General features: G+C 65.3%; 25 protein-coding genes. 4 read left to right on the forward strand and 21 right to left on the reverse strand.

Annotated features, from left to right (window positions below):
- Positions 1–25: 25 nt before the first annotated feature.
- Positions 26–655, reverse strand: a complete 630-nt coding sequence (grpE, locus tag AC4JJG_RS15005; RefSeq protein ID WP_495398646.1) for a nucleotide exchange factor GrpE — start codon at positions 653–655, stop codon at positions 26–28.
- The gene (gene dnaK / locus AC4JJG_RS15010) at positions 652–2,505 is read right to left on the reverse strand and encodes a molecular chaperone DnaK (protein ID WP_495398645.1); all 1,854 of its coding nucleotides are present in this window, start codon (positions 2,503–2,505) and stop codon (positions 652–654) included. Before dnaK ends, grpE begins: the two co-directional genes overlap by 4 nt.
- 330 nt (positions 2,506–2,835) lie before the next feature.
- Here dnaK and AC4JJG_RS15015 point away from each other — a divergent pair, with 330 nt between their 5' ends.
- Positions 2,836–3,483, forward strand: coding sequence for a TetR/AcrR family transcriptional regulator (locus AC4JJG_RS15015; RefSeq protein WP_495398644.1), 648 nt, complete (start codon positions 2,836–2,838; stop codon positions 3,481–3,483).
- 40 nt (positions 3,484–3,523) lie between these two features.
- Here AC4JJG_RS15015 and lon read toward each other — a convergent pair whose 3' ends face one another.
- Positions 3,524–5,851, reverse strand: a complete 2,328-nt coding sequence (gene lon / locus AC4JJG_RS15020) for an endopeptidase La (RefSeq protein WP_495398643.1) — start codon at positions 5,849–5,851, stop codon at positions 3,524–3,526.
- A 531-nt stretch (positions 5,852–6,382) separates the two neighbouring features.
- Between lon and AC4JJG_RS15025 the strand changes: the two genes are divergently transcribed.
- The gene (locus AC4JJG_RS15025; RefSeq protein WP_495398642.1) at positions 6,383–7,084 is read left to right on the forward strand and encodes a WXG100 family type VII secretion target; all 702 of its coding nucleotides are present in this window, start codon (positions 6,383–6,385) and stop codon (positions 7,082–7,084) included.
- Positions 7,085–7,086: 2 nt separating this feature from the next.
- On the forward strand, positions 7,087–7,605 hold the full coding sequence (locus tag AC4JJG_RS15030; protein ID WP_495398641.1) for a hypothetical protein: 519 nt from the start codon (positions 7,087–7,089) through the stop codon (positions 7,603–7,605).
- 299 nt (positions 7,606–7,904) lie between these two features.
- Here AC4JJG_RS15030 and AC4JJG_RS15035 read toward each other — a convergent pair whose 3' ends face one another.
- Positions 7,905–8,846, reverse strand: a complete 942-nt coding sequence (locus AC4JJG_RS15035; RefSeq protein ID WP_495405785.1) for a CE1 family esterase — start codon at positions 8,844–8,846, stop codon at positions 7,905–7,907.
- A gap of 55 nt (positions 8,847–8,901) precedes the next feature.
- Between AC4JJG_RS15035 and AC4JJG_RS15040 the strand changes: the two genes are divergently transcribed.
- Positions 8,902–9,513, forward strand: a complete 612-nt coding sequence (locus AC4JJG_RS15040; protein ID WP_495398640.1) for a TetR/AcrR family transcriptional regulator — start codon at positions 8,902–8,904, stop codon at positions 9,511–9,513.
- A 14-nt stretch (positions 9,514–9,527) separates the two neighbouring features.
- Here AC4JJG_RS15040 and AC4JJG_RS15045 read toward each other — a convergent pair whose 3' ends face one another.
- The 17 genes from AC4JJG_RS15045 to AC4JJG_RS15125 all read right to left on the reverse strand — a co-directional run bounded on the left by AC4JJG_RS15045 (position 9,528) and on the right by AC4JJG_RS15125 (position 26,135).
- Positions 9,528–10,040: a lipocalin family protein gene (locus AC4JJG_RS15045; protein ID WP_495398639.1), complete on the reverse strand. Its 513-nt coding sequence runs from the start codon at positions 10,038–10,040 to the stop codon at positions 9,528–9,530.
- A gap of 56 nt (positions 10,041–10,096) precedes the next feature.
- Entirely contained in the window at positions 10,097–11,452 is a 1,356-nt protein-coding gene (locus tag AC4JJG_RS15050) for an alanine racemase (protein ID WP_495398638.1), read from the reverse strand.
- Positions 11,449–12,906: an FAD/NAD(P)-binding protein gene (locus AC4JJG_RS15055; RefSeq protein WP_495398637.1), complete on the reverse strand. Its 1,458-nt coding sequence runs from the start codon at positions 12,904–12,906 to the stop codon at positions 11,449–11,451. The genes AC4JJG_RS15050 and AC4JJG_RS15055 overlap by 4 nt, the downstream gene beginning before the upstream one ends.
- On the reverse strand, positions 12,903–13,922 hold the full coding sequence (locus AC4JJG_RS15060) for a pyridoxal-phosphate dependent enzyme (RefSeq protein WP_495398636.1): 1,020 nt from the start codon (positions 13,920–13,922) through the stop codon (positions 12,903–12,905). The genes AC4JJG_RS15055 and AC4JJG_RS15060 overlap by 4 nt, the downstream gene beginning before the upstream one ends.
- Positions 13,923–14,107: 185 nt before the next feature.
- Positions 14,108–15,424, reverse strand: a complete 1,317-nt coding sequence (gene nhaA / locus AC4JJG_RS15065) for a Na+/H+ antiporter NhaA (protein WP_495398635.1) — start codon at positions 15,422–15,424, stop codon at positions 14,108–14,110.
- Between the two features lie 330 nt (positions 15,425–15,754).
- Complete coding sequence (locus AC4JJG_RS15070) at positions 15,755–16,279, reverse strand: SRPBCC family protein (protein WP_495398634.1); 525 nt, start codon at positions 16,277–16,279, stop codon at positions 15,755–15,757.
- Positions 16,276–16,632: an ArsR/SmtB family transcription factor gene (locus tag AC4JJG_RS15075; RefSeq protein ID WP_495398633.1), complete on the reverse strand. Its 357-nt coding sequence runs from the start codon at positions 16,630–16,632 to the stop codon at positions 16,276–16,278. Before AC4JJG_RS15075 ends, AC4JJG_RS15070 begins: the two co-directional genes overlap by 4 nt.
- A 418-nt stretch (positions 16,633–17,050) precedes the next feature.
- Positions 17,051–17,452 carry a VOC family protein gene (locus AC4JJG_RS15080; protein ID WP_495398632.1) on the reverse strand — a complete coding sequence of 134 codons (402 nt, stop codon included), beginning with the start codon at positions 17,450–17,452 and terminating at the stop codon, positions 17,051–17,053.
- Positions 17,453–17,572: 120 nt separating this feature from the next.
- Positions 17,573–19,021 carry an MFS transporter gene (locus AC4JJG_RS15085; protein ID WP_495398631.1) on the reverse strand — a complete coding sequence of 483 codons (1,449 nt, stop codon included), beginning with the start codon at positions 19,019–19,021 and terminating at the stop codon, positions 17,573–17,575.
- A gap of 69 nt (positions 19,022–19,090) precedes the next feature.
- Positions 19,091–19,459, reverse strand: a complete 369-nt coding sequence (locus AC4JJG_RS15090; protein WP_495398630.1) for a VOC family protein — start codon at positions 19,457–19,459, stop codon at positions 19,091–19,093.
- Between the two features lie 57 nt (positions 19,460–19,516).
- The gene (locus tag AC4JJG_RS15095; RefSeq protein WP_495398629.1) at positions 19,517–20,188 is read right to left on the reverse strand and encodes a vitamin K epoxide reductase family protein; all 672 of its coding nucleotides are present in this window, start codon (positions 20,186–20,188) and stop codon (positions 19,517–19,519) included.
- Positions 20,189–20,274: 86 nt separating this feature from the next.
- Complete coding sequence (locus AC4JJG_RS15100; RefSeq protein WP_495398628.1) at positions 20,275–20,652, reverse strand: thiol-disulfide oxidoreductase DCC family protein; 378 nt, start codon at positions 20,650–20,652, stop codon at positions 20,275–20,277.
- 18 nt (positions 20,653–20,670) lie between these two features.
- Positions 20,671–21,906 (reverse strand): oxygenase MpaB family protein, encoded by a 1,236-nt coding sequence (locus AC4JJG_RS15105; protein ID WP_495405786.1) that lies wholly within the window; start codon positions 21,904–21,906, stop codon positions 20,671–20,673.
- 32 nt (positions 21,907–21,938) lie between these two features.
- Positions 21,939–22,550 carry a TetR family transcriptional regulator gene (locus tag AC4JJG_RS15110; protein WP_495398626.1) on the reverse strand — a complete coding sequence of 204 codons (612 nt, stop codon included), beginning with the start codon at positions 22,548–22,550 and terminating at the stop codon, positions 21,939–21,941.
- Positions 22,551–22,596: 46 nt separating this feature from the next.
- Positions 22,597–24,132: an acyl-CoA synthetase gene (locus AC4JJG_RS15115; protein ID WP_495398625.1), complete on the reverse strand. Its 1,536-nt coding sequence runs from the start codon at positions 24,130–24,132 to the stop codon at positions 22,597–22,599.
- Entirely contained in the window at positions 24,132–25,259 is a 1,128-nt protein-coding gene (locus AC4JJG_RS15120; protein ID WP_495398624.1) for a DUF5938 domain-containing protein, read from the reverse strand. The genes AC4JJG_RS15115 and AC4JJG_RS15120 overlap by 1 nt, the downstream gene beginning before the upstream one ends.
- A 72-nt stretch (positions 25,260–25,331) precedes the next feature.
- Positions 25,332–26,135 (reverse strand): SDR family NAD(P)-dependent oxidoreductase, encoded by an 804-nt coding sequence (locus tag AC4JJG_RS15125; protein WP_495398623.1) that lies wholly within the window; start codon positions 26,133–26,135, stop codon positions 25,332–25,334.
- Positions 26,136–26,195 lie beyond the last annotated feature (60 nt).

A 26,195-nucleotide genomic window follows, 5' to 3' on the forward strand; every position in this document is an offset into this window, starting at 1 on the left:
GCCGGGCAGCCGATGGTGGTTGCGATTATTGTGCACCAGCCGGGTCGGTGACGGTCACCATCGCGGTACGGATCACCTTGTCGCCGAGCCGGTATCCGCTGCGGTAGAGCGCACCGATAACCGGTTCCGGTCCGTCGCCCTCATGCTGGACCGCCTCGTGCAGGTCCGGCTCGAACGGCTCACCGGGTGCGCCGAACTTGGCGAGCCCTTCGCTGTTCAGGACCTCACCGAGCTTGTCGGCGAGCGCCCTCAGCGGTCCGCTCTCGAGGTCGCCGTGCTCGCGAGCACGGTCGAGGTCGTCGAGGATCGGGAGCAGTTTCTCGATGAGCACCTGCTTGCCATAGGCGACCGAGCCCTGCTTCTCCTCCGCTGCCCGACGCCGGAAGTTGGCGAACTGGGCGCGTTCTCGTTGCAGGTCCGCGGTCAGGTCCGCGATCCGCGCGTCCGACGAATTCTCTTCGCCGGCAGCACCTTCCGGATTATCTCCGGATTCTGCGTCGGCAGCCGGATCACCGGCGGAGTCGCCGGGGCGTACCTCTCCCGTCTCGGGATCGATACGCCGCCGGTCGCTCACCGTGATCGGCTCCGAGTTCTCGGAATCGGCGGCGCCGGGGTTGCCCCCGTCGGCACCGAACTCGGGATCACGTTCTGTCACTTGTTGTCTCCGGATTCGTTGGGCTCGTCGACAACCTCTGCGTCGACGACGTCGTCGCTGTCGCCACCGGCATTGTCACCGGCCGCACCCGAGTTGTTCTCGGCCGCGGAGGCGGCGTAGATCGCCTGACCCATCTCCTGGGACTGCGTCGACAGCTTCTCGACCGCATCCTTGATCGCCGTGATGTCGTTGCCCTTGAGGGCCTCGTTCGCCTCGGCGACGGCCGCGGTGACCTTCTCCTTGAGTTCGGCCGGAACCTTGTCCTCGTTGTCCTTCAGGAACTTCTCGGTCTGGTTGACCAGCGACTCGGCCTGGTTGCGGGTCTCCGCCTCCTCGCGACGCTTCTTGTCCTCGTCGGCGTGTGCCTCGGCGTCCTTGATCATGCGGTCGATCTCGTCCTTGCTCAGGCCGGAACCGTCCTGGATGCGGATCGAGTTCTCCTTGCCGGTGCCCTTGTCCTTCGCGGTGACGTGCACGATGCCGTTGGCGTCGATGTCGAAGGTCACCTCGATCTGCGGGACACCCTGCGGAGCAGGAGCGATGCCGCCGAGCTCGAAGGAGCCGAGCAGCTTGTTGTGCGAGGCGATCTCGCGCTCACCCTGATAGACCTGGATCTGCACCGACGGCTGATTGTCCTCGGCCGTGGTGTAGGTCTCCGACCGCTTGGTCGGGATCGTGGTGTTGCGCTCGATCAGCTTGTGCATCACGCCGCCCTTGGTCTCGATACCGAGGCTCAGCGGGGTGACGTCGAGGAGCAGCACGTCCTTGACCTCACCGCGGAGCACACCGGCCTGCAGTGCGGCGCCCACGGCGACGACCTCGTCCGGGTTCACGCCCTTGTTGGGCTCCTGGCCACCGGTCAGTTCCTTCACCAGTTCGGTGACGGCCGGCATACGGGTCGAACCACCCACGAGCACAACGTGATCGATGTCGCCGACGGAGATGCCGGCGTCCTTGATGACGGCCTGGAACGGTGCGCGGGTGCGCTCCAGCAGATCCGAGGTGATCTTCTGGAATTCGCTGCGGCTCAGCTGCTCGTCGAGGAACAGCGGGTTCTTGTCGGCATCCACCGTGATGTACGGCAGGTTGATCGAGGTGCTCTGCGACGCGGACAGCTCGATCTTCGCCTTCTCCGCGGCCTCACGCAGACGCTGCATGGCCATCTTGTCCTTGGTCAGGTCGATGCCGTTCTGCGCCTTGAACTTCTCGACGAGCCAGTCGACGATGCGCTGGTCCCAGTCGTCGCCGCCGAGCTCGTTGTCACCGGAGGTGGCACGAACCTCGACGACACCGTCGCCGATCTCGAGCAGCGAGACGTCGAAGGTACCGCCACCGAGGTCGAAGACCAGGATGGTCTGTTCCTTCTCGCCCTTGTCCAGACCGTAGGCCAGCGCGGCCGCGGTCGGCTCGTTGACGATGCGGAGCACGTTCAGACCCGCGATCTGGCCCGCCTCCTTGGTGGCCTGACGCTGCGAGTCGTTGAAGTAGGCCGGCACGGTGATGACCGCGTCGGTGACGTCTTCACCCAGGTAGGACTCCGCGTCACGCTTCAGCTTCTGCAGCGTGCGTGCGCTGATCTCCTGCGGGGTGTACTTCTTGTCGTCGATGTCGACGTTCCAGTCGGTGTCGCCCATGTGGCGCTTGACCGAGCGGATGGTGCGATCGACGTTGGTGACCGCCTGGTTCTTTGCCGGCTGTCCGACCAGCACTTCGCCGTTGCGCGCGAAAGCGACCACGGACGGCGTGGTCCGGGAGCCTTCGGCGTTGGCGATGACGGCGGGCTCGCCGCCTTCCAGGACCGAGACCACCGAGTTGGTGGTGCCGAGGTCGATTCCAACTGCACGGGACATGTGTTTCCTCCTAGTAGTTCATGGGTGTGCGCCCGAGACCCACTCGCACTCAACTTCAGTGCAACCGACTCAATGTGTACCGTCGATGGTCACCGGAGTCAATCCAAAGTTGAGTGTAAGTGACTCAATCTCTACTGGTTCAACTGCGCACAACCAGGGTTTGTTCCCGTCTCCGGAAAATTTCTCAGCGTGGTCGACTCAAGGTTCGCGGCGGGATTGCATGACCCCGGGACGAACTTTGATAGCTAAACTTGGCCCGAAGTCCGGGTCGGCAACACATCGGGGACAGGGGTAGCCAATGCTTGACGGTCATCGACGCATGGTCGCTTCATGACCGATCGCCGCGCCCTGTTCGGGCGCGCCGCCCTCGAACTCGTTGCAAACGGCGGCCTTCGCGCCCTGACACACCGGAACGTGGACAACGCGCTCGGACTGCCTGCCGGATCGGTCAACTACTACGCACCCACCCGGTCGAAGCTGCACCAACTCGCGTTCACCGAAGCGCACAAGCGGATGTACGAGGTGGCCGTCGCCTCGTTCGCGCCCTTGCTCGCGCGCGGCGAGGAAGGACGCGTCTCCACCGACGACATCCTGGAGGCGACCACCGACTTCGTGGTCACGATGTCGACCGAGGCCCGCGGCGTCGTCAACGCCCGGCACGCTCTGCTCATCGAGTCGCAGTTCGACGACGAACTCCGCAGGCAGGAGATCGAGCAGCGCGCCGCCTTCGTAGCGTTCACCGAACCGTTCGCCCGCGCCAACGAACCCGTCCACCCCCGCCGGTCCGCGGAGATCGTCGTCGCGATGATCGAGGGCCTCATCCAGCAACAGACCCTCGTGGCCACCGAGAACTTCCCCCGCTACATGATCCGCGCCGCCCTGGCCCGGATCTTCGGCTTCCCGGGCGGTGAGATCGTCGTCCTCGACGACAACGGTGAGCCCGCGGATCCGCCCGGCGAATCGTCCACACATACGTAGGGCCGACACGCTGTTCGCGTGTCGGCCCTACGTGGTGTCGTCAGGCAGCGACCGTCGTCGACGCCTGGTTTGCCGGCTCGAGCGCCTGGGCGATGATGTCGACGACGTCGGTCATCGGCTTCACCTCCAGGCCGTCGAGAACCTCGGCGGGAACGTCGTCGAGATCCGGCTCGTTGCGCTGCGGGATGAACACGGTGGTGAGTCCATTCCGTTGTGCCGCAAGGAGTTTCTGCTTGACACCACCAATCGGCAGGACGCGTCCGTTCAGCGTGACCTCACCGGTCATGCCGACGTCGGCACGCACCTTGCGGCCGGTCGCCATCGACACCAGCGCGGTGACCATGGTGACACCCGCGCTCGGTCCGTCCTTCGGCACCGCACCCGCGGGCACGTGGACGTGGATCGACTTGTCCAGCGCCTTCGGGTCCACACCGAGCTCGTCGGCGTGGGCGCGCACATACGAAAGAGCAATCTGCGCAGACTCTTTCATCACGTCGCCCAGTTGACCCGTCAGCTTCAGACCTGCCTCCCCCTCGGTCGAGTTGACCTCGATGAACAGGACGTCGCCGCCCATTCCGGTGACCGCCAGTCCGGTGGCCACACCGGGGACCGCGGTGCGCTCCTCGGACTCCGGGGTGAACCGCGGACGCCCCAGGTAATCGGTGAGGTCGGCCTCGTCGATGGTGATCGGCGCGGTGGCCTTCCCCGATTCGAGGTTGGTCGCCGCCTTGCGCAGGAGCTTGGCGAGCAGCCGTTCGAACTGTCGCACACCGGGTTCCCGGGTGTAGTTCGCGGCGATCTCACGCAGCACCTCGTCGGTGACGGTCACCTCGTCGTCGGACAGGGCGGACCGCTCGGCCTGCCGCGGGAGCAAGTAGTCGCGCGCGATGGCGACCTTGTCGTCCTCGGTGTAACCGTCGAGGGTGACCAGCTCCATGCGGTCGAGCAACGCCGACGGGATGTTCTCGACGACGTTCGCCGTCGCCAGGAACAGGACGTCGGACAGGTCCAGATCGAGATCCAGGTAGTGGTCGCGGAACGTGTGGTTCTGCGCCGGGTCCAGGACTTCGAGCAACGCCGCCGCCGGATCGCCCCGGTAGTCGGAGCCGACCTTGTCGATCTCGTCCAGCAGCACAACAGGATTCATCGATCCCGCCTCGCCGATGGCCCGCACGATACGGCCGGGCAGCGCACCGACGTAGGTGCGCCGGTGGCCACGGATCTCGGCCTCGTCGCGCACACCGCCGAGGGCGACGCGCACGAACTTGCGCCCGAGCGCCCGCGCGACGGATTCGCCGAGCGACGTCTTGCCGACGCCGGGAGGGCCGGCGAGCACCATCACGGCGCCCGAACCGCGCCCACCGACGACCTGCAGTCCCCGCTCCGCACGGCGTGCACGGACGGCCAGGTATTCGACGATGCGATCCTTCACGTCGTCGAGCCCGTGGTGATCGGCGTCGAGGATCTCGCGGGCACCCTTGACGTCCGTGTTGTCCTCGGTCGTGACGTCCCACGGCAGATCAAGAACCGTGTCGAGCCACGTGCGGATCCAGCTGGTCTCCGGCGACTGGTCGCTGGCCCGCTCGAGCTTCCCGACCTCCCGCAGCGCGGCTTCCCGCACATTGTCGGGCAGGTCGGCGGCTTCCACGCGGCCGCGGTAGTCGTCGGCACCCTCGGGCTCGTCCTCGCCGAGTTCCTTGCGGATGGCGTTGAGTTGTTGCCGCAGCAGGAATTCCTTCTGCTGCTTCTCCATGCCGTTGCGCACGTCGTCGGCGATCTTGTCGCTCACCTCGGTCTCGGCGATGTGCTCGCCGGTCCACTCGATGAGCAACGTGAGGCGCTCGGCGATGTCCGGGGTCTCCAGCAGCTCACGCTTCTGGATGTCGGTCAGCCACGACGAGTAGCCCGACGTGTCGGCCAGCGCCGACGGATCGGTCATCTTGTTGACGCCGTCGATGATCTGCCACGCCTCGCGACGCTGCAGCATCGCCAGCACGAGCTTCTTGTACTCGGCGGCCAGGGTCTTCACCTCGTCGGTGATCTCCGGCTCGTCGAGTTCGGTGACCTCGACCCACAGGCCGACGCCGTTGCCGGGCGCACCCGTGCCGATCTGCGCCCGCTTCTCGCCCTTCACCACGGCCGCGCTGCCGCCGCCGGGCATACGTCCGACCTGCACGATCGAAGCGATCACACCGTGCGTCGGGTACCGGTCGTCCAGGCGCGGCGCGATCAGCAGCTTGTCCGCCTCACTCGCCCGCGCCGCGTCCACCGTCGCCTGAGCAGCGTCGTCCAGCGGGATCGGCACCACCATGCCGGGCAGAACGACCAGGTCAGGAACGAAGAGGACGGGTAATGAATACGTAGTCATTCAAACCTCCAAAGTTCAGTCTCAGTGACTCAACCTTGGTGGCCGGATGTTTGTTCCCGTCAGGATTTCGCCAGGGGCGGACGGATGGACTACGTCCGTATGACCTCACCCGCCTGTCATTCGAAGGAAGTACAGCGGCGAGCTACGGTCAGGCGCTGTCGATATAGTTCCGCACGTATCAACGCTGCCAACAGGGAGGCGATGAGCGTGACACCAAAGAACGACGCCGGCGTCTTCAGTATTAGTCCTGGGCAGGATTAGTCCTGGGCAGGTCGCCGCCACCGTCAATACCTGGCAACACCAGGGCGAGTTGGCCGGCTCGTTGGAGTTCTCCGCGTTCACCGATCCGACCGGTGACGGATCACGCACGTTCGCAGCGATCAAGGAATGCGCCGAACCCGCAAGCTCGGCAACGCGATCAATCGCCGACAGGCTGAACCGCCTGGGCGAGAACCTTCACAGATTCACGGCCACGACCGTAGAGAACGACCGGTCCTCAGCCGATACGTTCTCCCAACTGCCTCGACGCTGATGCGGCCCACCATTTCCCAACTCAGGGCGTGGGCACCGCAACTGCTGACTGCGGCCGGTGAAGCCGCCCAAACGAATGCCATGAAGCTCGACGGCGCGATGGACGCTGTCCTTCGCGCGATGGACGCCAACTCTCGGTGGACGGGCCAGACCAAGAATGCCGCCCAATCCAAGATCACCGAGGAAGCCGATCACATCTCGGAGGTACGCAATGTTCTCCAGCAGATATCCGACGAGTCGAAGGACGCCGGACAGGATCTGACGTACGCACGCGAACACGTACTGAAGATCGTCGACGGAGCAGTACAAGATGGCTTCGATGTCACTCCGACGGGGACCGTCACACACCCCGACCCCGACAAAAAGGCTGACGCGACCAACCTGCAAGGCTTGATCCAGACCGGCCTCGACAGCGGGAACAACCCTGACTACCCGCGCGGCCCGGTTCACGGGCCGTCTGCGCACGGCGGGTACTGGAATGACCCTAAGTCTGATGCATTCCAGAACATGGTCAAAGTCATCACGGGCGGTGCGCCCGAGCCCTATGTTGAGCGCGAGCCCGACCGAGCCACAGATCCGGCGTACGACATTGCGACAGGCATGACCCGCTTCACACCTGTTGGACCATTCATCGACGCACTCGATGGAGAGATCGACCTTCCTGGGCCATTACCTGACATCCCCCTCCGGCTACCGTGGTGAACATGAAATGCGTACGTGGCTTTGGCACCGTGCTAGCGGTCATTGGACTGACCGCCGGTTGCTACCAGTACGACTCCCCCAAACCTCAGGTCCGCCATGTCGACCTCACGGCGGCGTGGCGCACGGTCAACATGAATATAAAAGCCCTCGACCCTGGATGGAACGCCAACGCACCGTTTCCGAAAGGTCCAATCGCGCCTCCCAACATGTTGGGTTGTGCCACCGACTCAAACTTCCGAACCACAGGCCCGCCCTGGAGTATCAACGCAGTAAACATCATTGTCGAGCGATCGCCAGAAATCGCAGACGCTGTGACCAAAGGTTTGAAAGATCTTGAGTCGCAGGGATACCAGTCGACAGAACTCCCACCCGACAAGGACGGAGACGGAGTACGCCTGGAGAACGGCGACGGCTTCTTCCTCGTTATTCGAACGAAGACAGTCAACGGGACAACACGCCACGATGTGCTCTCCACCTCCCCCTGCATCCGATTCGAAGGAGACGACAGCTACACGCTTTGACTGCGATCGGGCGTCCCGGCGAGCTCGGGTGGCGCCATTGCGAGGCAGACGTCCCAGACAACCGCAAAGCGAAGCAGGGTAACGCGTCTGCTGGACAGATGCATCGCCACACCTGTTCCGACACGCGAACGGAAGGGACCCAAGTACCCGGGGTGAGTGACGCACTGTCCGATCAGGGATACAACAGCGCGACCATCCAGAACTTCTACTACCAATCAGGCTGCATGACGGCACCCGCAGTCACCCACAAGGGTCCGCGTTCCTGAGCCGGAGCCGACCCTGAGCGTTCCGCGGAACGCTCAGCGAGACTGCGCCAGCAGGAAATCGATGACCCGGCCGTCGAGTGCCCGCCCGTTGATCGTCACCGCTCCCGGGCCACTGGCATGGTTGCCGCCAAGGACGTTGGCATAGACGACCGCCACTCGGTCCCGTCGGCCGTAGGTCGTCAGATCCACGGCGTAACGATCCTGCCCGGGGGCAATCCGCTTCGATGAGATGACGTCGCGTGGTCCGAATCCGTTGACTGCGAGCATGGCGTTGCGGGTGGCCGCACCGAAGAGCGGCACCGACAACGTGTCGTTCGTGCCCTGCGTGATGAAGGTCGGCACCGCTCGACGGCGCGGTCCCATCGCCGTCCGGACGGCAAGACCCGTGGGATCACCGAGGTACGGCCATCCCGCCGAGACCGAAGTCGCCGTCACAAGCTCCGGGTACAGCGCCGCAAGGTAATTCGTCATCGCCGCACCTGCGGAGTGGCCGGCGACGTACACGCGCCGCGGGTCGGCGCCGAGCGCGCGTATCTCACGCCGGATGATGCCCGCGACGATCGACACCTCGCCGTGTCCACGCATCATCGCCTTGGGGTCGAAGATGTTCCAGGCACCTTGCGGATGCGCCGACAATGACTGATTGGGCGCGACCACCGAGTACCCTCGCTCGCCCGCCTCGCGCACCAGCGAATTGCTCCGTTGCACCACCCGCGAATCGCCGTTCGCGACCTCGCTCGTCCCGTGCAGCCACACGACGAGCGGTCTACCTCGCATGTCGGCCCGCGGTGTGTACACCTGGTATGTGCGACTCCCCGCATCGTTCGCGTACGACCGGGTGACCAGGTCTCCGCGACCCGGACGCCCCTCCGCCGTCCCCGCCGTCACGCCCGATAAGGCCCCACAGAACATGAGTACGACCGGCAGAATCCACGCGGCGCGCCGGCGGGAGACCTTCACCTGGTTCGATACCATAGGGTATTGAATACCAGAAGGTATCGACATGCGCTACTCGTGAGAGACTGTGAACATGACCGGTCCCTCATCGAGCGAAGAGAACCAGACGCGACGACGTGAGGTCACCCAGCAGCGCCTCCTCGACGCCGCGTATGAAGCGTTCGCCGCCAAGGGATTCGGCCGGACCCGCATCGATGACATCTGCCGCGCCGCGGGTCTCACCAAGGGCGCCTTCTACTCCAACTTCTCGTCACTCGATGAACTCTTCTTTGCGCTCTACCGACGCGAAGCCGCCAAGGGGGCAACGTATACCGTCGATGCACTGCAGACGACGAACATCGACGACGTCACCACCCTCGTGACGGCCTGGGCGAACGGCCTCTACATCGACCGGACGTGGTTGCTCATCAACACCGACTTCGTCACCTACGCGGCGCGGTTCCCAGAGGTTGCGGAGCAACTGGCCGATGAGCGTTCCACGCTCCGCGCCGCGGTGACCGACATGATCGCCGGTTTCATTGCCGCACAAGACATCACTCTTCCCGCGCACCTCAATACTCCGCAGAAGATGGCACGGGCCCTGGTCACCGTGTTCGACGGCGCGACCCATCAGCTCCTTCTCGACCTCACCGAAGAACAGGTCCGCCAGCAGTTCATCGACATCACCCTGGCAATGCTGTCCTGACCCGGCCGAGTGACTTACGACAACTGGTCGTCGTGCACGCGATTGCCGGACTGCGGGGTCACGATCCAGTCATCGAGGTCGAAGCCCTCGTCCCGTGCGGTCGCAAGATAGTTCGCCTTGACGTCGTCGGAGACAGCAGGGTCGCGGGCCAGCAGCCAGAGGTTCTTGTGATCCGGCGTGCCGACCAGCGCGACGCGATAATCGTTGTCCAGCTTCAGAACCCAGTAATCACCCTTCGTGAAGGGAATCCAGCGCAGACCTTCGGGCAGGAAGGTGACCTCCAACTGGCCGACCTCACCCTTGACGACCTCTGCTTGTCCGATGGCCTGGGTGGGCTTGCCGTCCTTGTCGAAACACCGGTTGTCGACGCGCACTGTGCCGTCGTCGTTCAGGGAGTACTCCGCGGTCACATCGGTGGCGGCGTCATCCTCCCATTTCAGTGGTAGCCGACCGATTTCGAACCACAGGCCCAGGTAACGGTCGAGATCGAACTCGGGGACCGAACGCACAACTCCGGTTTCGGACATCGCTTGCCTCCTCGTCTTGGTTCCCGACCCTTCGTCAGCGATGGTACCGAAGAAGATCAGTCCGCAACGTCGATGGGATCGACGTGCCAACGCTCGTCGGCCCTGAACAGGTTGACCGCCAACGGCATACGGTGCGACGTACTCTCCAGGATGTGCATCATGTAGCCGGCGGTATTGACGAAGGCAACGCAGTCCCCCACGGCCACGCCCTGCGGAAAGTGAAGACGGCGCCACGTGATGAGCTCGTTCTCGATGCAGTAGGCGCCGACGAGGAACCCGTCGATCGCCTCCGTGGGTTCTCGCCGGTCTGCCGGGATCAGAATCGGATCGAGGATGAAATCATCTGCAGCCGAACGCAGTTGAGTTCTGTTCATTGCGAGACCGATAACCCACGTACCGTCCGGGCGTTGCTTGCGGAACTCCACGCGCGCCACCGTCATGCCACACCCGTCGAGCAACGCCCGTCCCGGCTCGATATGCAGCCGAACACCGCTCTCGCGTAACCGGGCGCCCACGCCATCGATCGTCAGCACCTCGCGCAGCCATCCGCCCCGCACCGGATCCTGCCACATCGGATAGACGTGCCCCAGGGCGCGCGACTCCCACAGTGGCTCAGTACCTTTCGAGATCGAATCGGTGAACGCACGCCACGGCTCCGGGTCATCCAGGTAGCGAATGGGTACGCCGCCACCCATGTCGATGAACTCCAACGGGTGCCCGGAGTCACGGGCCGTGTCGATGATGTCGAGCGCCCGATGCAGCATGGCGGCGCGCTGGGTGTGGGAGTAGCCGTTCAGATGAAAATGCAGTCCTTCGATGCGCAGCGACGACGGGTCCGCCCGCCGGACCACGGACAGCACCTCGTCGCTCGGTAATCCGAAGCGCGACCACGGGATACCGTCACCCTCGGGCGTCAGTCTGATCGCGAGTCGAACCGGTCGCGGATGATCCTCGTCATCCGCCAGTCGCTCGATCAGGCGCAGCTCATCGAGGTTGTCCAGGGAGATGAGAACACGGTTCCGGAGCGCTAACCTGAGCAGCGACGCCGGTTTCACCGCGGCGGTGACGATGATCCTGGACGGATCGGCTCCCCGCGCCAGCGTCTGTTCGAGTTCCGTCGCCGACGCGACGTCGACACCGTGCCCGGCCGCCAGTGCCGCATCCACCACCGACAGCGCCTTGTTCGCCTTGCGCGCGAAGAACACTCGCAGATCGATGTCGAATTCCCGGGCCGCCGTCACCAATTCATCCGCGTGGCGTCCGACCAGCTCGGTGTCGAGCAGGTTCACCGGCGAACCGTAGGTGTCCAGGAGCCCCACGATCTCCGCGGGTTCGGCCACGGTCCTGCGTTGCCAGGGTTCCAGACGTGCGGGCACTGGTGTGTGGCCATGGACCGTCGGTTCGATTGTCATGCAGTACCTTTCACCAATGCGGCCAGGTTCCCGGCCCATCGATCCAGATCATGATGAAGCGTACGACTCAGGGTATCCGTCCCCAGGACCACATCTTCGGTCGCCCGGCCCACGACGGCCAGTCCCGACATCCGCCGGCCGTTCACGAGCGCCGTCCCGTCCGGGGCCACCTGCACGCCGCGCCGGTCGGGAGCGGCCTGGACCAGCCCACGTGCCATCAACCGCGTCCACAGCGGATCGGTGGTGCCCTCGACACCGGGCGGTGCGAGAACGGCATCGACCCGAAGGTCCGCCGGCGACCGCTCCGCCCCCGATGTCACATGGAGCACTCCGGCTTTCAGCAATGCGAGGACCTTCTCGGCATTGACGGCCGGCGGACCGAAAGCGAGGGGCTCCATCTCGACCGCGAGGTCACGGAAGGCGTGCCACCCTTCCGGAGGTTGGCCACCGTCGGTCTGCCACCGCGCGTGCCGTGCAACGAGGTCCGGATAGAGAAGGCGCCACGCTTCCGCCCGGGCCCAGATGTGATCGGGCCGTAGAAATCCGTGGGCCATCCGGAGGTCAACGTCCAGCCAGTCCTGCGGATCCTCCGGGCGCTCACGCGTTGTCGCCTCAACGGCATCGGCGATGGCTGCGGTGGCCTCGTCGAGGAGGTCGCGCGTCGTCCGGGTGGCCGGGAGTGTCCGGCGCGGGATCACGGTGTCACGGAGCAGACAGCTCTGCGAAGCGTCCATGGTCCGCTTCGTCGCCATCAACCGGCCGGACCTGGTTCGCCAGGTGATGGATTCCGGAGTGTGCTCTGCACCAGAGTAATTCACGGCTCCGGGCCGGCCGGGTGAGTCGGTGAACGTCCCGCCCCGCCCCTCGGTGCATGCGAGGGTGGCGTCTATGGCGGTCAGGGCAGCGCCCCGCATCTCGACCGAGCGCAGTGTCATGTCCTCATCCATGTACCGCGGCGGATACGCGGGAACTGCTGTCGTTGCCGGTAGACGCCCCGGCCAGTCGTCATTGTGCCCGGTCACGATCAGTACCGCGTCGGCGTCGTAGGTGTCCGATGCCGTCATCACGCGCCATCCGTCTGCTCCGGGCACGATGTCGACGACGCGGTCTCGCACGTGTGTGAATCGTGGTATCCGCGAGCAGATTTCATCCATACATTCGGAGAGGAAGTGTCCCACCAGCGCACGTGGCGGATAACTCTCATCTCGAAGATCCGGATGATTCACGCGGAGCCACTCCGCGAACGAACATCCGAGGACGGAGCGACTCAGGATGACGTCGGCAGCGACGTTGAGCCGGAAGAAGTCCGGCTGGTCGGTGTCGTATCCGCTGCCCGCGCCGAGTTGGGACCGCGGCTCGAATACGACGACCTCGGGCAGTTCGGCTCCGGCCTCGATGAGCGACTCGAGCGCGAAGACGAATCGGGGACCGCCACCGACGACCGCCAGTTTCATCGTGCGATTTCCCAGGGCGGCGACGCCATCAGGCCGTCCAGGCGGTCCGCGTCGCAGTCCAGATGCTCGTGAACCCAGTCATCGTCGTAGACGGTGTTCAGGTACCGTTCGCCACCATCGTGCAGGACGAGACACACGGTGTCATCGGCCGAGAGATCCAGTGCAGGAAGCGCACTCACCACTCCCCCACCCGATGCCCCGGCCAGATAGCCCTCTGTCGCCGCGAGTACCCGGCACCCGACGACGCAGTCGAGGTCCGACACCCGTACCACGGCATCGGGGGTGAACGTCTCCGCGATCTCGGGCACGGTGCCGGCGCCGAAGCCCGGTAGTTTGCGTTGTCCGCGTTCGCCGCCGAAGAGAACGCTGCCCACGGCGTCGACCGCGACGAACCGCGTCCGGTGTCCGTGTCGATGCGCGTAGTCGATGCAGCCTGCCAGGGTTCCCGTGGTACTGGTGGCGATGACGACGACATCGGGTACCGACGGCAACGCTTCGACGATCTCCCTCATCGTCCCCTCGGAGTGCGCACGCGGATTACCGCTGTTCGCATATTGATTGGGCCACCAGGCGTGCCGCCCGGCCGCGTTGGCATCGTCGACCAGGCGCCGAACGGCATCGAGCCGGGCCACCAACCAGTCGTTCGTCTCCGGATCCGGCGCCGGCACCTCGAAGATCTCGGCACCGTAGGCAGTGATGAGGCGCCGCGTCATGTCGTTGGTCCGCGGGTCGATGACGCAGGTGAAGCGAAGTCCGGACAGTCGGCACTGGCGGGCCAGCGCGACTCCGAAGTTGCCGGAACTGGATTCGACGACGTGATCGCCGGGGGCGATGCACCCGGACTCCAGAGCTTCGGTGATCAGCAATCGCGCAGTGCGGTCCTTCGCCGATCCCGACGGATTGAACGACTCGAGCTTGGCGTAGAGCGCCGGTCCGTCGTCGCCGAGCAGTTTCTCCAACTGCACGAGTGGCGTCGCACCACCCAGCTTCCCGACTTGACCGACCACAGCGCTCACCAATTCTCCACCAAACATATGGCCCGACCATTCCAGCCTACGCGTCGAGAGGGGGCGCCAGATCCACGTGTCAGCTGCCGTCGGGGTCCGCCACGGACCGGATACCGTTCATCGGCGAATAACTCTCCACCACAACGCCGTCCACCGTGTCACCGGTTGGCGGCGATGTCACCCCGGCGTTCGGCTCACCTGCGCTGGCCCTTCTGCTGATACACGTCGGGAATTCCGTCGTGGTCATCGTCGATCGTCTCGATGTCGGCCAACCGCCGGTAGGCGCGATTGCGGATTCTCAGGACGACGGCGGCGAGCACGGCCGCGGTGATCGAGCCGGCGAGGACGCCGATCTTCGCATGTTCGGTTCCGACCGGGTCGCCGGCGAAGGCCAGTTCGCTGATCAGCAGGGACACCGTGAAACCGATGCCCGCCAGCATCGAGACGCCGGCGATGTCGGGCCACCGCAACCCGTCGTCGAGGGATGCATGGGTGAACTTCGACAGCAGGAAGGTCGTCGCGAAGATGCCGACCGCCTTACCGATGACGAGCCCACAGATCACGCCCATGGTGACGTGATCGGTGAGCGAACGCTGCAGTCCGCCCAGCCCACCAACGGTCACGCCCGCGGCACAGAACGCGAACAGCGGTACGGCGACACCCGCGGAGATGGGGCGGACCTTGTGCTCGAGGTACTCGGCGAGACCCGGACCGGCGTCCGGACCTCCCGCGGCCTCACTCCGCAGTACCGGGACCATGAAACCGAGCGCGACACCGGCGACGGTGGCGTGAATTCCCGAGGCGTGCACCAGAATCCAGGTCGCTCCCGCCAGAGGGAGAAGAACCCACCACGCCCTGATGCGTCGTTGAACGGCGACCGCGAACAGCACCAGAGGTATCACCGCCAGGCCGAGCGCCGTGAAGTTCAGACTGTCGCTGTAGAAGATGGCGATGACGAGGATGGCGAGCAGATCGTCGACGACGGCCAGCGTGAGCAGAAAGGTCCGCAGCGCCGAGGGGAGACTCGTGCCCACGACCGCGAGAACGGCGACCGCGAACGCGATGTCGGTCGCAGTGGGAATGGCCCAGCCGTTCAGAGCGCGGCCTGACGAGTCGGCGAGATTGATCGCCACGTAGATGATGGCAGGAGTGAGCATGCCGCCGACGGCCGCCGCGATCGGCAACGCGGCACGCGCCGGATCACGCAGGTCGCCCGCGACGAACTCGCGCTTCAGCTCCAGTCCCACGACGAAGAAGAAGATTGCCAGCAGTCCGTCGGCCGCCCACGACGCGATCGACAGATGCAGGTGCAGCGACTCCGGGCCGATCGTGGTCTCCATCAACCGGTGGTAGGCATCCGCGGCCGGAGAGTTCGCCAGAATGAGTGCGGCCAGAGCCGCCACCAGCAGCAGTGCGCCACCAATGGTTTCGCGACGGAGAATTGCTGCGATCCGGCTGGTCTCCGACCAGGAGCCGCGACTGAACAGCCGGCTACGGGGTGCGTCCTTCATACGGTAGAGCCTCTTTTCGGTCAGACGACGGACATACCGCCGACCAGACTTCCCGGCACACCGCAGATCATTTTAGTGCCCACGGCACGCGCATCGTCATCGGGCCCGCCTAGGCTGCGGACCGCTCATCACACGCGACGCACGCGTGCGTCGGCGAGGGATGGACGTGCGGAGTGGTCGCCCGGCCGGAACGGATGGTCGCGAAGGCGAGTGGCGTCGCACCACCCAACTTTCCGACATCGCCGACCACAGCCCTCACCAATTCTCCACCAGATATGTGGGCCCGACTTTTCCAGTCGTACGCGGTGGAACTGTGGCCATGCCCGAGTGTCAGCGCGAGGTGAACTCCGCACGGTAGTACGCCGCCATTGATGGCGAATACTCCTCGAAGACAACACCTTCCACCGGTGCGCCACTCTCGGCTGCGACCATGCGGTCGAGGTAGTAGTCCCAGCCGGGTCCCACGCCTTCGGCCATGGCCGGATCGGGCACGTTCTGAGCGAAGGTCAGGGTGGTGACACCCTCGGATTCCTGAAGATCCAGGCGGAGCAGCCAGTGTTCGGGTTCGTCGCCGTCGTACGGCATCGAGGTCGTGATGCGGAGCCGGAGCGGCGGTTCGCATTCATCGATCCGGAAGTGTTCCGCCGGAATGTCGTCACCCTCGAAGAGCATCTGGAACTTCACGTGGCCGTCAGTGGGATCGCCTGTCCAGGTACCGATCCAGCGCGCGAGCCGTTCGGGTTCGGTGACGGCGGCCCACACGTCGTCGATCGGCGCGTGGAAAGTGCGTTGCCATTCGCAATATGTTTCGCCGTCGACGACTCTTCGGTGTCCGGTGGGGGTCGGGGTGCTCATGCGGTGTTCTCCTTGTTCGCAGGGGTCTTGGTACGTTCGCGTGTCGTCCGACGCACCTCGAGGTCGAGGGCGTCGAGGGCATGCTCGGGAATCGGCGGGCCAACGCGACGGAGGCCGGCCACGTAGTCCTGCACCGGAGCGAGCCCGTCACGATTGATCGAGTAATGCCGCTCGCGGCCCCGGGTCGTCGCGGTGACCAGGTCCGCTTCGGTCAGCAGACGAAGATGCTTGCTGATCGCGGGCCGACTGACCGGATACTCGGCGGCCAGGTCCACGACCCGCGCCGAACCGGAAGCCAACCGCTGCAGCAGCCCCCGACGAACCGGGTCTGCCAGTGCCTCGAACGCGTCCACCCACTATTGGTAACTCAACGGTTACTAATTAGTCAAGCAGTTCCCCTGCGCGCACATGACGGTCGATCAGTAGCGCGCGTGGATGATGCGGGCGCGATGGCCGACACGGGGGTTGTTCGAAGTTTCCACCAGGATCGGCGATGTGCCACCCGCGCCACGCTTGGAGCTGGAAACCGTTTGGTGCGGCGTACTTTCCGGTTCTGATCGCACCGAGATATGCCGGGTCCAGTAGGTCGTCGGCCGCGGGTCCGTCTGCGTAGACGGGGTGCGTCGTGTCGGACAAGTCGTATGGCGTGATGACGCCACGACCGATCAACCACGCGATCTGAGCGTCAATAGTCTCGATCGCCCGGGCTTCGTTTGCCGTCGAGGCCCAGGAACACGACATGGTTATCCGACATGGGCTGCGCGCTCGTGATCAGGAAGCAACCGCGAGCTGCCAGTTGATGCGAAAACGATCCTGCACCCAGCCGAACGGGCCGAAGCCGTAGTCACCGAGCGGCATCATGACCTGTCCACCGGCGGACAAACCATCGAACAGTCGCTTCTGCTCCTCGGCGCAGTCGGCGTTGACCCAGATCGACACGGCGGGTGTGAAATCCCAGGCATGTTCGACCGCGCTGTCACTGCACCGGAATCGCTGTCCGGCGACGATGAACTCGGCGACGAAAACCGTACCCTCGCCACCGGGCTCTCCCGGTGCTCGACGCTGGTCGGAGACGATCTGGCCGTCGGTGAACAGATCGACGTAGAACTCCATGGCTTCGGCGGCACTCTGACCACGCGTGGGCTGGAAGGTGAGGAAGATCGATGCGTCCATGACCCGAACATAGCGCGCCACCACGACTGAAAACGTCGCCCACAGCACCCTCCGAGGGCAATATGCCCTCGGACACCTCTCAGGACGATGTTTTCAGCAGGCGCGCGGACAACGGGCCACCTAGACCGCGGCTCGCTCGTCGCACGCTACGCAGGCATGGGTCGGCGAGGGGTGGACGTGCGGAGTGGTCGCCCGGCCGGAGCGGATGGTCGCGAAGGCGATGAATCCACCGATGACGCAGGCGACTCCGGAGATGAGCATGGCCTTGCCGAAACCGTCGCCGAGGGGTTCGCCGGGGCCGGCACTGATGCCGGCGACGACCGGCAGTACGGCAACCGCGAGAAGCGAGGCGAGACGCGCGACGGCGTTGTTGACGCCGGAGGCGATACCGGATCGACTCTGGTCGACGGCGCCGAGTGCGGCGGCGGTCAGAGGAGCGACGGTGACGGTCATGCCGATACCGAACAGCACGACGGCGGGCAGCACCGCGGCGAGATAGCTTGCGCCGGGCTCGATCCGGACCATCAGCGCGAGTCCCGCTCCGGCGATCATGGGCCCGATGGTCATCGGGATCCGGGGGCCGATGCGTTGGGCGATGCGTCCGGATGTGGAGGCGCCGAACAGCATGATGACGGTGCTCGGCAGGGTGGCGAGGCCTGCTTCGAGCGCCGAATAGCCCATGCTCTGCTGCAGTTGCAGGGCCAGCAGGAAGAGTGCTCCACCGAGCGCCGCATAGACCACCAGTGTCGTGAGGTTGGCGCCGGTGAACTGCGACGACCGGAACAACGACAGCGGCAGAAGCGGATTGGCGACACGACTCTCGATGATCACGAAGGCCACCAGCGACACCACACCGATCACCCCGGCGACGATCGGCTCAGCGGACCACTCCTGTGCGGGTCCCTCGATCAACGCGTAGATCACCCCGCTGAGTCCGAGGGTGATCGTGACCATCCCTGCGATGTCGAGACGTCCGGTCACATCGTCGGCACGCGACTCGGGGACGTGCCGCAGCGTGATCGCGATGGCACCGAGAGCCAATGGCACGCTGAGGAAGAACGCCCAGCGCCAGGACACCGAATCGACCAGCCACCCGCCGACGAAGGGGCCCAGAGCACTTGTCGCGCCGGACATTCCGGCCCAGATGCCAATAGCCTGTCCGCGGTCCTCCTCGGCGATCTCCGCATCGATCAGCGCGAGGCTGCCCGGGACGACGGCTGCCGCGCCGATCCCCTGCACGATGCGGGCGGCGATCAGCCAGCCCTCGGTCTGCGCCAGTCCGCACCCCATCGTCGCGATGGCGAAGAGCACCAGACCCCAGACGAACACGCGGCGACGCCCATACCGGTCACCGGCCGCTCCGCCGGCGAGGAGCAGGGCACTCAGGGTGAGCATGTACCCGTCGAGCACCCACTGCTGCCCGCGCAGACCGGTGTCGAGATCCCGCGCGATCGCGGGTAGGGCGACATTGACGACGGTGCCGTCGAGGAATGCCACGCCCGAGCCGAGCACCGCGGCGGCGATCAGCCAGCGGCCGGTACTCGACGTCGCCCGAATCCCGGAAACCATGCCTCACTGTAACCGTGCCCGCATCGCACCACCCGGGTCGCGCGCACGGGCCACACCCGCCGTTGAGGGCTACTGGGGCGGAAGCGAGTCCAGTGGCGCCTGCAATCCCCAGGTGCGGCCGTCGGGGTCGGTCACCGATGTCATGGCGGTTCCGAAATGCGTTTCGGCGAACGGCGCGGCACCCATCGACGCGGTGTCGAAGGACGCCGCGTCCTTGACCGCGAGCACCGGCTGGACCGTCGGCTCGCGATCGGCGGGAATCTCCGCGACGAACAGCGACGGCCCCGTCTTCGACGTGAATTGTCCTGACCGATGGTTTGTTTCGAACTCGAGGTCGTAGCCCAGATGCTGGAAGAACGCGACGGATTTGTCCCAGTCATGCGTCTCGATGAAGACCTGCGTGATTCCGTCCGTGCTCTCGATGCCGTAGTCGGCCATGCCGGCTCCCTTCTCATCCTCGGATGGAATCCAGGATGCCAGAGGAGATGCCCGCGATCAGATCAGCGTCGACCAGTAATCCCAGAACTCGATTCCGATCAGGACCACGATGATCAGGTACCAGAGGATCAGGATCAGCACATGACTGTGCGCGAAGGCCCGCGCGACCAGCGATCGGGCGGTGAGTCCGGAGGCGTGCACGTTGCGGATGGTCACGTACAGGAACATCGGGATCGTCACGGCCCACACGACCATGCAGTACGGACAGAGCGCACCGATGTAGTAGAGGCTCGAGATGATCAGCCAGTGGATGAACACCACGGCAAGGGTCACACCGATCTGCAGTCCACCCCAGAACCACGCCGCGGGACGGGCCTTCGCGAACAGCATCATGCCGAAGGTGATGGCCACGGCGAAGCCGGCAATACCCAGCAGCGGGTTGGGGAAGCCGAACAGCCCGGCCTGCCATCGCGCCATGACCGAACCACAACTCAGCACCGGATTGATGCTGCAGGACGGCACATACTCCGGGTCGGCGGCGAGTTTGAACTTCTCCACGGTGAGCACGAAGGAACCGACGAATCCGACGGCGCCGCACACGACCAGCACCCAGGCGGCGATCCGGTTCCACGACTCGATGTACGCGGGCCAGGCGTCGACCTCGTCGGGCTCGGCCGTCGCATCGGCGGCCTCGACATCCCGGGGCTCGGCGGTCTCGGCACTCGTCATGTGTCAGCTCACTCGCGTTTCGGCAGCAGTCGTGGACGTCGCCATGCTACCGCCCGATCCTGAGGCTTCGACCAGGGCCGATGGACCTAGGACGGTGGTGAGATGGCACACGTACCCGTGGAGCCGGGCAGCCGGAAGCGGTTGGTCGCGATCCATTCATAGGCGCGGTCGGCGACCTGCCGGATCACCGGCAGCCGATAGATGCCGAGCGGCAGCCCGGTGCCGAGCGCGGCGCCCAGCGCTGCGGCGATGGCGCCGGCACCGCGATGGCGTTCACCGTCGGGAGCGATCGCCCAGGACGCTTCGGACGCCTGATCCATGGTCACACCGAAGGACTCGGGCGCGCCGGGATCCTGGAGGCGAATCGACTCGACCCGGTTCTTGCGGTCCAGCCTGTTCAGCACGTTCAGGCATTTCTGGCAGAAACCGCAATCACCGTCGTACAACAGGCGCAGCTGTTCCATGCCCCCAGTCTCCACGGGTCAGGCAACGGTGTCCAGGCGCCCCTTGTCGGCTCCTCGGTAGCGGTGGCTGAATGCCACCGGGTCGGTGAGATCGATGCCCAGCCGGCTGGTGACGAGGCGTAATTCCCGTTGCGCGACAATCCGTTCCGACCCCAGCAAGCCCATCGAGCGGGCAAGTTCGCGCGACCGCACCACGGGCCGGGCGAGGTCGACCACGTGATGCAACAACGGAGCGCCGCGCAAGCCCATGGCGGAGGCGACGTCGTCGTCGGCGACCCAGCGCGTGGACACTGCGTGGAACAGTGCTCGCATGAACGGCCCGGACATCGTCTGGACAGCACCGCCGAGAGGACGAGGTAACCCGAGGTCAGCTCGGTAGCCATCGTTCATCAATGCACGGACCAGTACCTTCGACTCGGCGTCCGGGCGCATGCGGAACGCCCTGGCGATGTCATGGATCTGCCTCGCATCGTCGAAGTCCGCGGGCAATCGATGCTCCTGGACTCCGAGCACCCAGCCGATCCAGCGCCACAGATGGGTGATGGCCTCCAGGTCGGCGGACGAATAGCGCACACCGAGATCCTTGGCGACCTCCAGCGGCAGCACCAGGAATCCGGCGGTCACGGTGAACTGTGAATAGGTCTGATTGATGGGTACGCCCCACTCGGCGTCGTCCCACTCGCCCGATGCACGAAGGTGATGGCGAACCATGGCGTGCACCAGGCGAATTCGCACGGTTTCCACCCATCCGGGTGCTCCCGGCCGCATGAGATCCGGGGCGGTCGCGAGGGTGACCCAGCGGGCGGTCGCCTGCACCCGGTCCCAGGTCCCGTCCGTCAACCGCCCGGTCTGGACCAACGGCCGGATGAATCCCCGCGCCTGATAGCCGTAGATGAGCGACTGATACAGCGTGCTCGACTGCAACGAGCCGAACCGCCACCACGCCTGGGCACCGGCCCGGGCCATCGCCGGGTCGAACCAGGCGGGCGGCGTCCGCACGCTGTCCAGGAAAGCACTCAGTGCGGGCGGCGACACCGTGGCGCACGCGGGGTCCTCGAGGAGCCCGACGATCTGATTCCAGGTACAGCCGTCGTCGCCGAACATTTCGTCGATGACGGCGTCTGCGAGTGTGTCTCCGCAGTTCAGGCCGACCGCCATGGCATCGACCCGGTCGGGATACCGCGCTCGGACCGTGGCCCAGTTGCGGGCCCCCGTGATCGCCTCGGCGCGAGACGCGGTCATCGCTTCGTTCATAAAAGACATGGTGTCTTTTATGCGTTCGAGCGTCAAGAAGGCGCGTCGCCCGCACCCGAGAATCCGGACCACACCAAATCCGTCAGATGGTCGACGAGTTCGTCCCGCGCCATCGTCCGCGAGCGAGTCCACCACCCGACACCACCGGCGATACCGCCGATCAAGAAATGCGCCCACGCCTGCGCCCCGGACGCATCGCGGTTCCGCAGACGGAAGCCGGCGCGCAGGATATCGGCGAGCGCGACCGCGATGGGACCCGATGCGCCGGCCTGAGGTGCGTCGATCCGGCCACCGAGCAGGCCGGCGACCTTCGGGTCGTCGTCGAACCAGGCCGCAAGGATCTCCACACTCGCGCGTGTCTGTGCCCGCGGATCGGTCACCTCGTCGGGAATACGGGCGAGCCGCTCGATGATCTTCATCGAATGCCGGTGCGCCAGAGCGTGAATCAGCGCTTCCCGATCCTCGAAGGCCGCATAGACGGCCGAACGCGTCAGGTGCGCCTCGGCCGCGATATCAGCCAGGCTCACGTCCGGACCCGATGTCCGGACGGCACGTTCGGCGGCGTCGAGCAACTCCGCGCGCCGCTCCGCCGGGTCCACGGGCGGTCCGGGCGGGCGCCCACGACCACGTCGCGCGTCGGACATCGATCACCTCCGCGGCATCAGCCAGAGGCACACGTTACCGGCTCGGTCAGTCACCACGAAGCATCGACCGGATATCCGTCTTGAGGATCTTCCCCACCTTCGACCTCGGCAGATCGTCCCAGATCTCTAATTGTTTGGGCGCCTTCACGCTGCCCACACGCTCCTTGACGAAGGCGATCAGTTCGTCGGGCGAGGCACTGCGTCCCGAACGCAGCTGGACGACGGCCGTCACCCGTTCACCCCATTTGTCGTCGGGCAGTCCGATCACCGCGCTGTCCTTCACCGCCGGATGCTCGTACAGCGCTTGCTCGACCTCGGCCGAGTAGACGTTGAATCCGCCCGTGATGATCATGTCCTTCGCGCGGTCGACGACGAACAGATACCCGTCCACGTCGAGGTACCCGATGTCTCCGGTGTGATGCCATCCGAAGGCCGACACCTCGGCCGTGGCGTCCGGATTCTCGTGATAGCCGTCCATCACCAGTGGTCCGCGGACGACGATCTCGCCCCGCTCACCCGTCGGGAGCAGCGATCCGTCCTCGGCCATGATCGCCACCATGGTCAGCGGGGTCGGTCGCCCGGCCGACGACAGGCGGTCGGTGGCGATCGACCCGTCCGGCCGGAAATGATCGGCAGGTGCCAGGGTGGCGATCATGTTGGGCGCTTCGGTCTGTCCGAACAACTGGCCGAGCACCGGCCCGATCCGGGTCAGCGCCTCGGTGAGCCGCGCAGGCGACATGGGTGCCGCCCCGTACCAGAGACATCGCAGGGAGGACAGGTCGGTGTCGTCCAGATCAGGATGATCGAGAACGCCGTAGATCACCGTCGGCGGCAGGAACGCATGGGTGATGCTGCGACTTTCGATGAGCCGCAGGAACTCTCCGATATCCGGTGCAGGCATGATCACCACCTCGCCACCCAGACTGAGAATGGGGAAGGTCAGCACTCCCGCCGAATGGGTCAGCGGCGCAAGCGCCAGATACCGCGGCCGGTCACCGAACGGATAACTCATCAGCGCCAGCGCCGTCGACGTCATCATGTTCGCCTCGGTGAGTCGAACCCCCTTGGGCCGACCCGTGGTACCGCCGGTGCCGGCAAGCATGGCCAGGCCCGCCGCCGGGCGCCGATCGGGGTCAGGCACCCGGCGGCAGGATTCGAGCCAGTCCGCGAACGGCGTGGAGCCCTCCACGTCACCGTCCAGGCAGACCAGCGTGCTCAACTGTGGAAGATCGTCGCGGATACGCGCGACGAGTTCCGCGAACTTCTTCTGGAAGAACAGAAATCGGCATCCGAACAACTCGAAGAGCTGACGATTCTCGTGCGCCTCGTTCCGGGGATTCACCGGACACCACACGGCACCCGCACGGGAGATCCCGAAGACGCACGTCAATGCCAGCGGATCGTTGGCGGAGAGCACGGCCACCCGGTCTCCGGCCTCGACCCCCGACGCCTGGAGCGCACCCGCGATCCGTACCGAAAGATCGTGCACCTCACCGTAGGTCTGCGTCCGGTCCCCCATCGTCAGACACGGACGATCCGGGCCGAGAGACGCGCCCTTGTCGAGATAGTCGGAGAGCCGCATCAGTGATGGATCTCGAAGACGGGATCGAGGACGAGACCGAAGGACCGTAGGACTCCGAGCAGTTCGCGATGCCCGAAAGCCGTACAGCTGGAAATGAATCCGACGGCCTTCGGCAGAGACTGGAGCAACACCGACGCGGCGTAGGCGTTGAGCAGGCCGGTCTGCTTGTAGTTGCAGTTGCCGTGGATCACGCAGTGCGCCCGCCCCAGCGGCCCGGACGCGTACACCGAATCGAGGGAGGTGTTGATCCGCGGGTTCTCTCGCGGCGGCATCTCACTGCGCACCTGCCCCGCGGTCGCGTCGATGATCTCGTACTTCTCGGCGTCCGACTTGCCGTCCATCTGTTCCAGTGCGGCAGCGACGATCTGGGGCACACCGAGCATCAGCGGCCGATTCTGCACTCCACCGAGGGCACGGACATTGGCCACGCGCGGATCATTCTTGAACCAGACCGGATGGGACGTACCGCCCCAGGGCAGGGCCAGACCGAGCTCGTGCTGACCGGGCACCACCAGTTCGTAGATACCGGCGTCCGGATCCCATTCGGCATACTCGTTCTGCTCCAGGTAATAGGCCTTGGCGAAGGCTGCGTTGGTGAGGATCGTGTTGGTCGAGGCGACAGTCGGGTGGCCCTTCCAGAAGACCTCGATGTCGAGGGTGTCCAGTCCGGGATGCTCGAGGCAGATCTGCGCCGCGATTTCCCCGATCGAATACATCTGTGCCAGACCGGGAGTCAGCACCAGGTTCTTCGCCGCGAAGTCGGCGCCGTACTGCGTCTCGCAGTCGATCATCCAGTTCTGTTCGCCGTTGGTGTCGGTGTAGTGGGCACCGATCTCCAGACAGGCGGCAACGACCTCGTGGCCGTAGCGGGCAAACGGACCGACGGTGTTCAGTACGACCTCCGCACCACGAAAGGCTTCGGTCAGCGCTTCGGTGGTGTGCTCGACCTCGGCGGTCTCGTACTCGACGGTGTCGATTCCGGGCACCGCCGCAACGGCTTCGGCCACCCGCTTGCCGTCCCGGCCGGCGGCCAGAAACGGAATGTTGTACTCGCGCAGGTATTCACAGATCAGGCGGCCGGTGTATCCGGACGCTCCATAGACGACGACTCGTTTGTCGGTGGGCACAGCTCTACTCCTGTTGTCGTGGACGATGTTCGGTGCTGGACGATGTTCGGTGCTGAACGATGTCGGGGTGGGTCACATACCCATGCCGCCGTCGACCGGGAGGCCGGCGCCGGTGATGAACTTGGCGGCATCCGATGCGAGAAAGACCACGGCATCGGCCATGTCGTCGACCTGCCCGAGGCGCCCGAGTGGAGTCAGTTCGGCAACCGCACCGGCGGCGGCCTCCGGTGAGGGGAACAGTCCCAGCGCAGCAGTTTCGACGGCCAGTTTGTTGCCCATCGCGGTCGGGGTGAGGGCGGGGTAGATGGAGTTCACCCGCACGCCGTAACCGAGCTTCCCGGATTCCGCTGCCGCCACCCGGGTCAGGCGATCGATACCGGATTTCGTCGCCGAGTACAGGGCGATGCCGGGGAAGGCGATGGTCGCGGCCACGGACGCGATGTTGACGACGGCACCCCCGTTGCCCGCCGCGCCGTCCGGTCGCATTGCCCGGAATGCGTGCTTGATACCGAGGGCCGTACCGATCACGTTGACATCGAGCATCGTCCGCGCCGCCTCGGCGTCGAGGTCGATGAGCAGATTGGTGACCTCGATACCGGCGTTGTTCACCACGATGTCGAGTCCGCCGAGTGCGTCGATCACCGCCGCGACCGCAACCTCCCACTGGTCGTCACTGGTCACGTCGAGCGGGACGAACTCCGCTTTCGCTCCGGTCGACCGCAGGACCTCGACGGTCTGCTCGCCCTCCTCCCGCTTGATGTCGGCGACCGCGACTGCGGCACCCGCCTCGACGAGTGCGTGAGCCATTCCGGCTCCCAGCCCCTGTGCACCTCCGGTCACCAGTGCGGTCCGGCCGGTCAGGTCATAGCTGGTCATGGGCGTCTCCCCGTCGTAATGAGTGGTCTGGATCACACCGTAGAGCGTCGTCTTGACAGT

It is taken from the genome of Gordonia sp. B8661-1, from assembly GCF_059427765.1.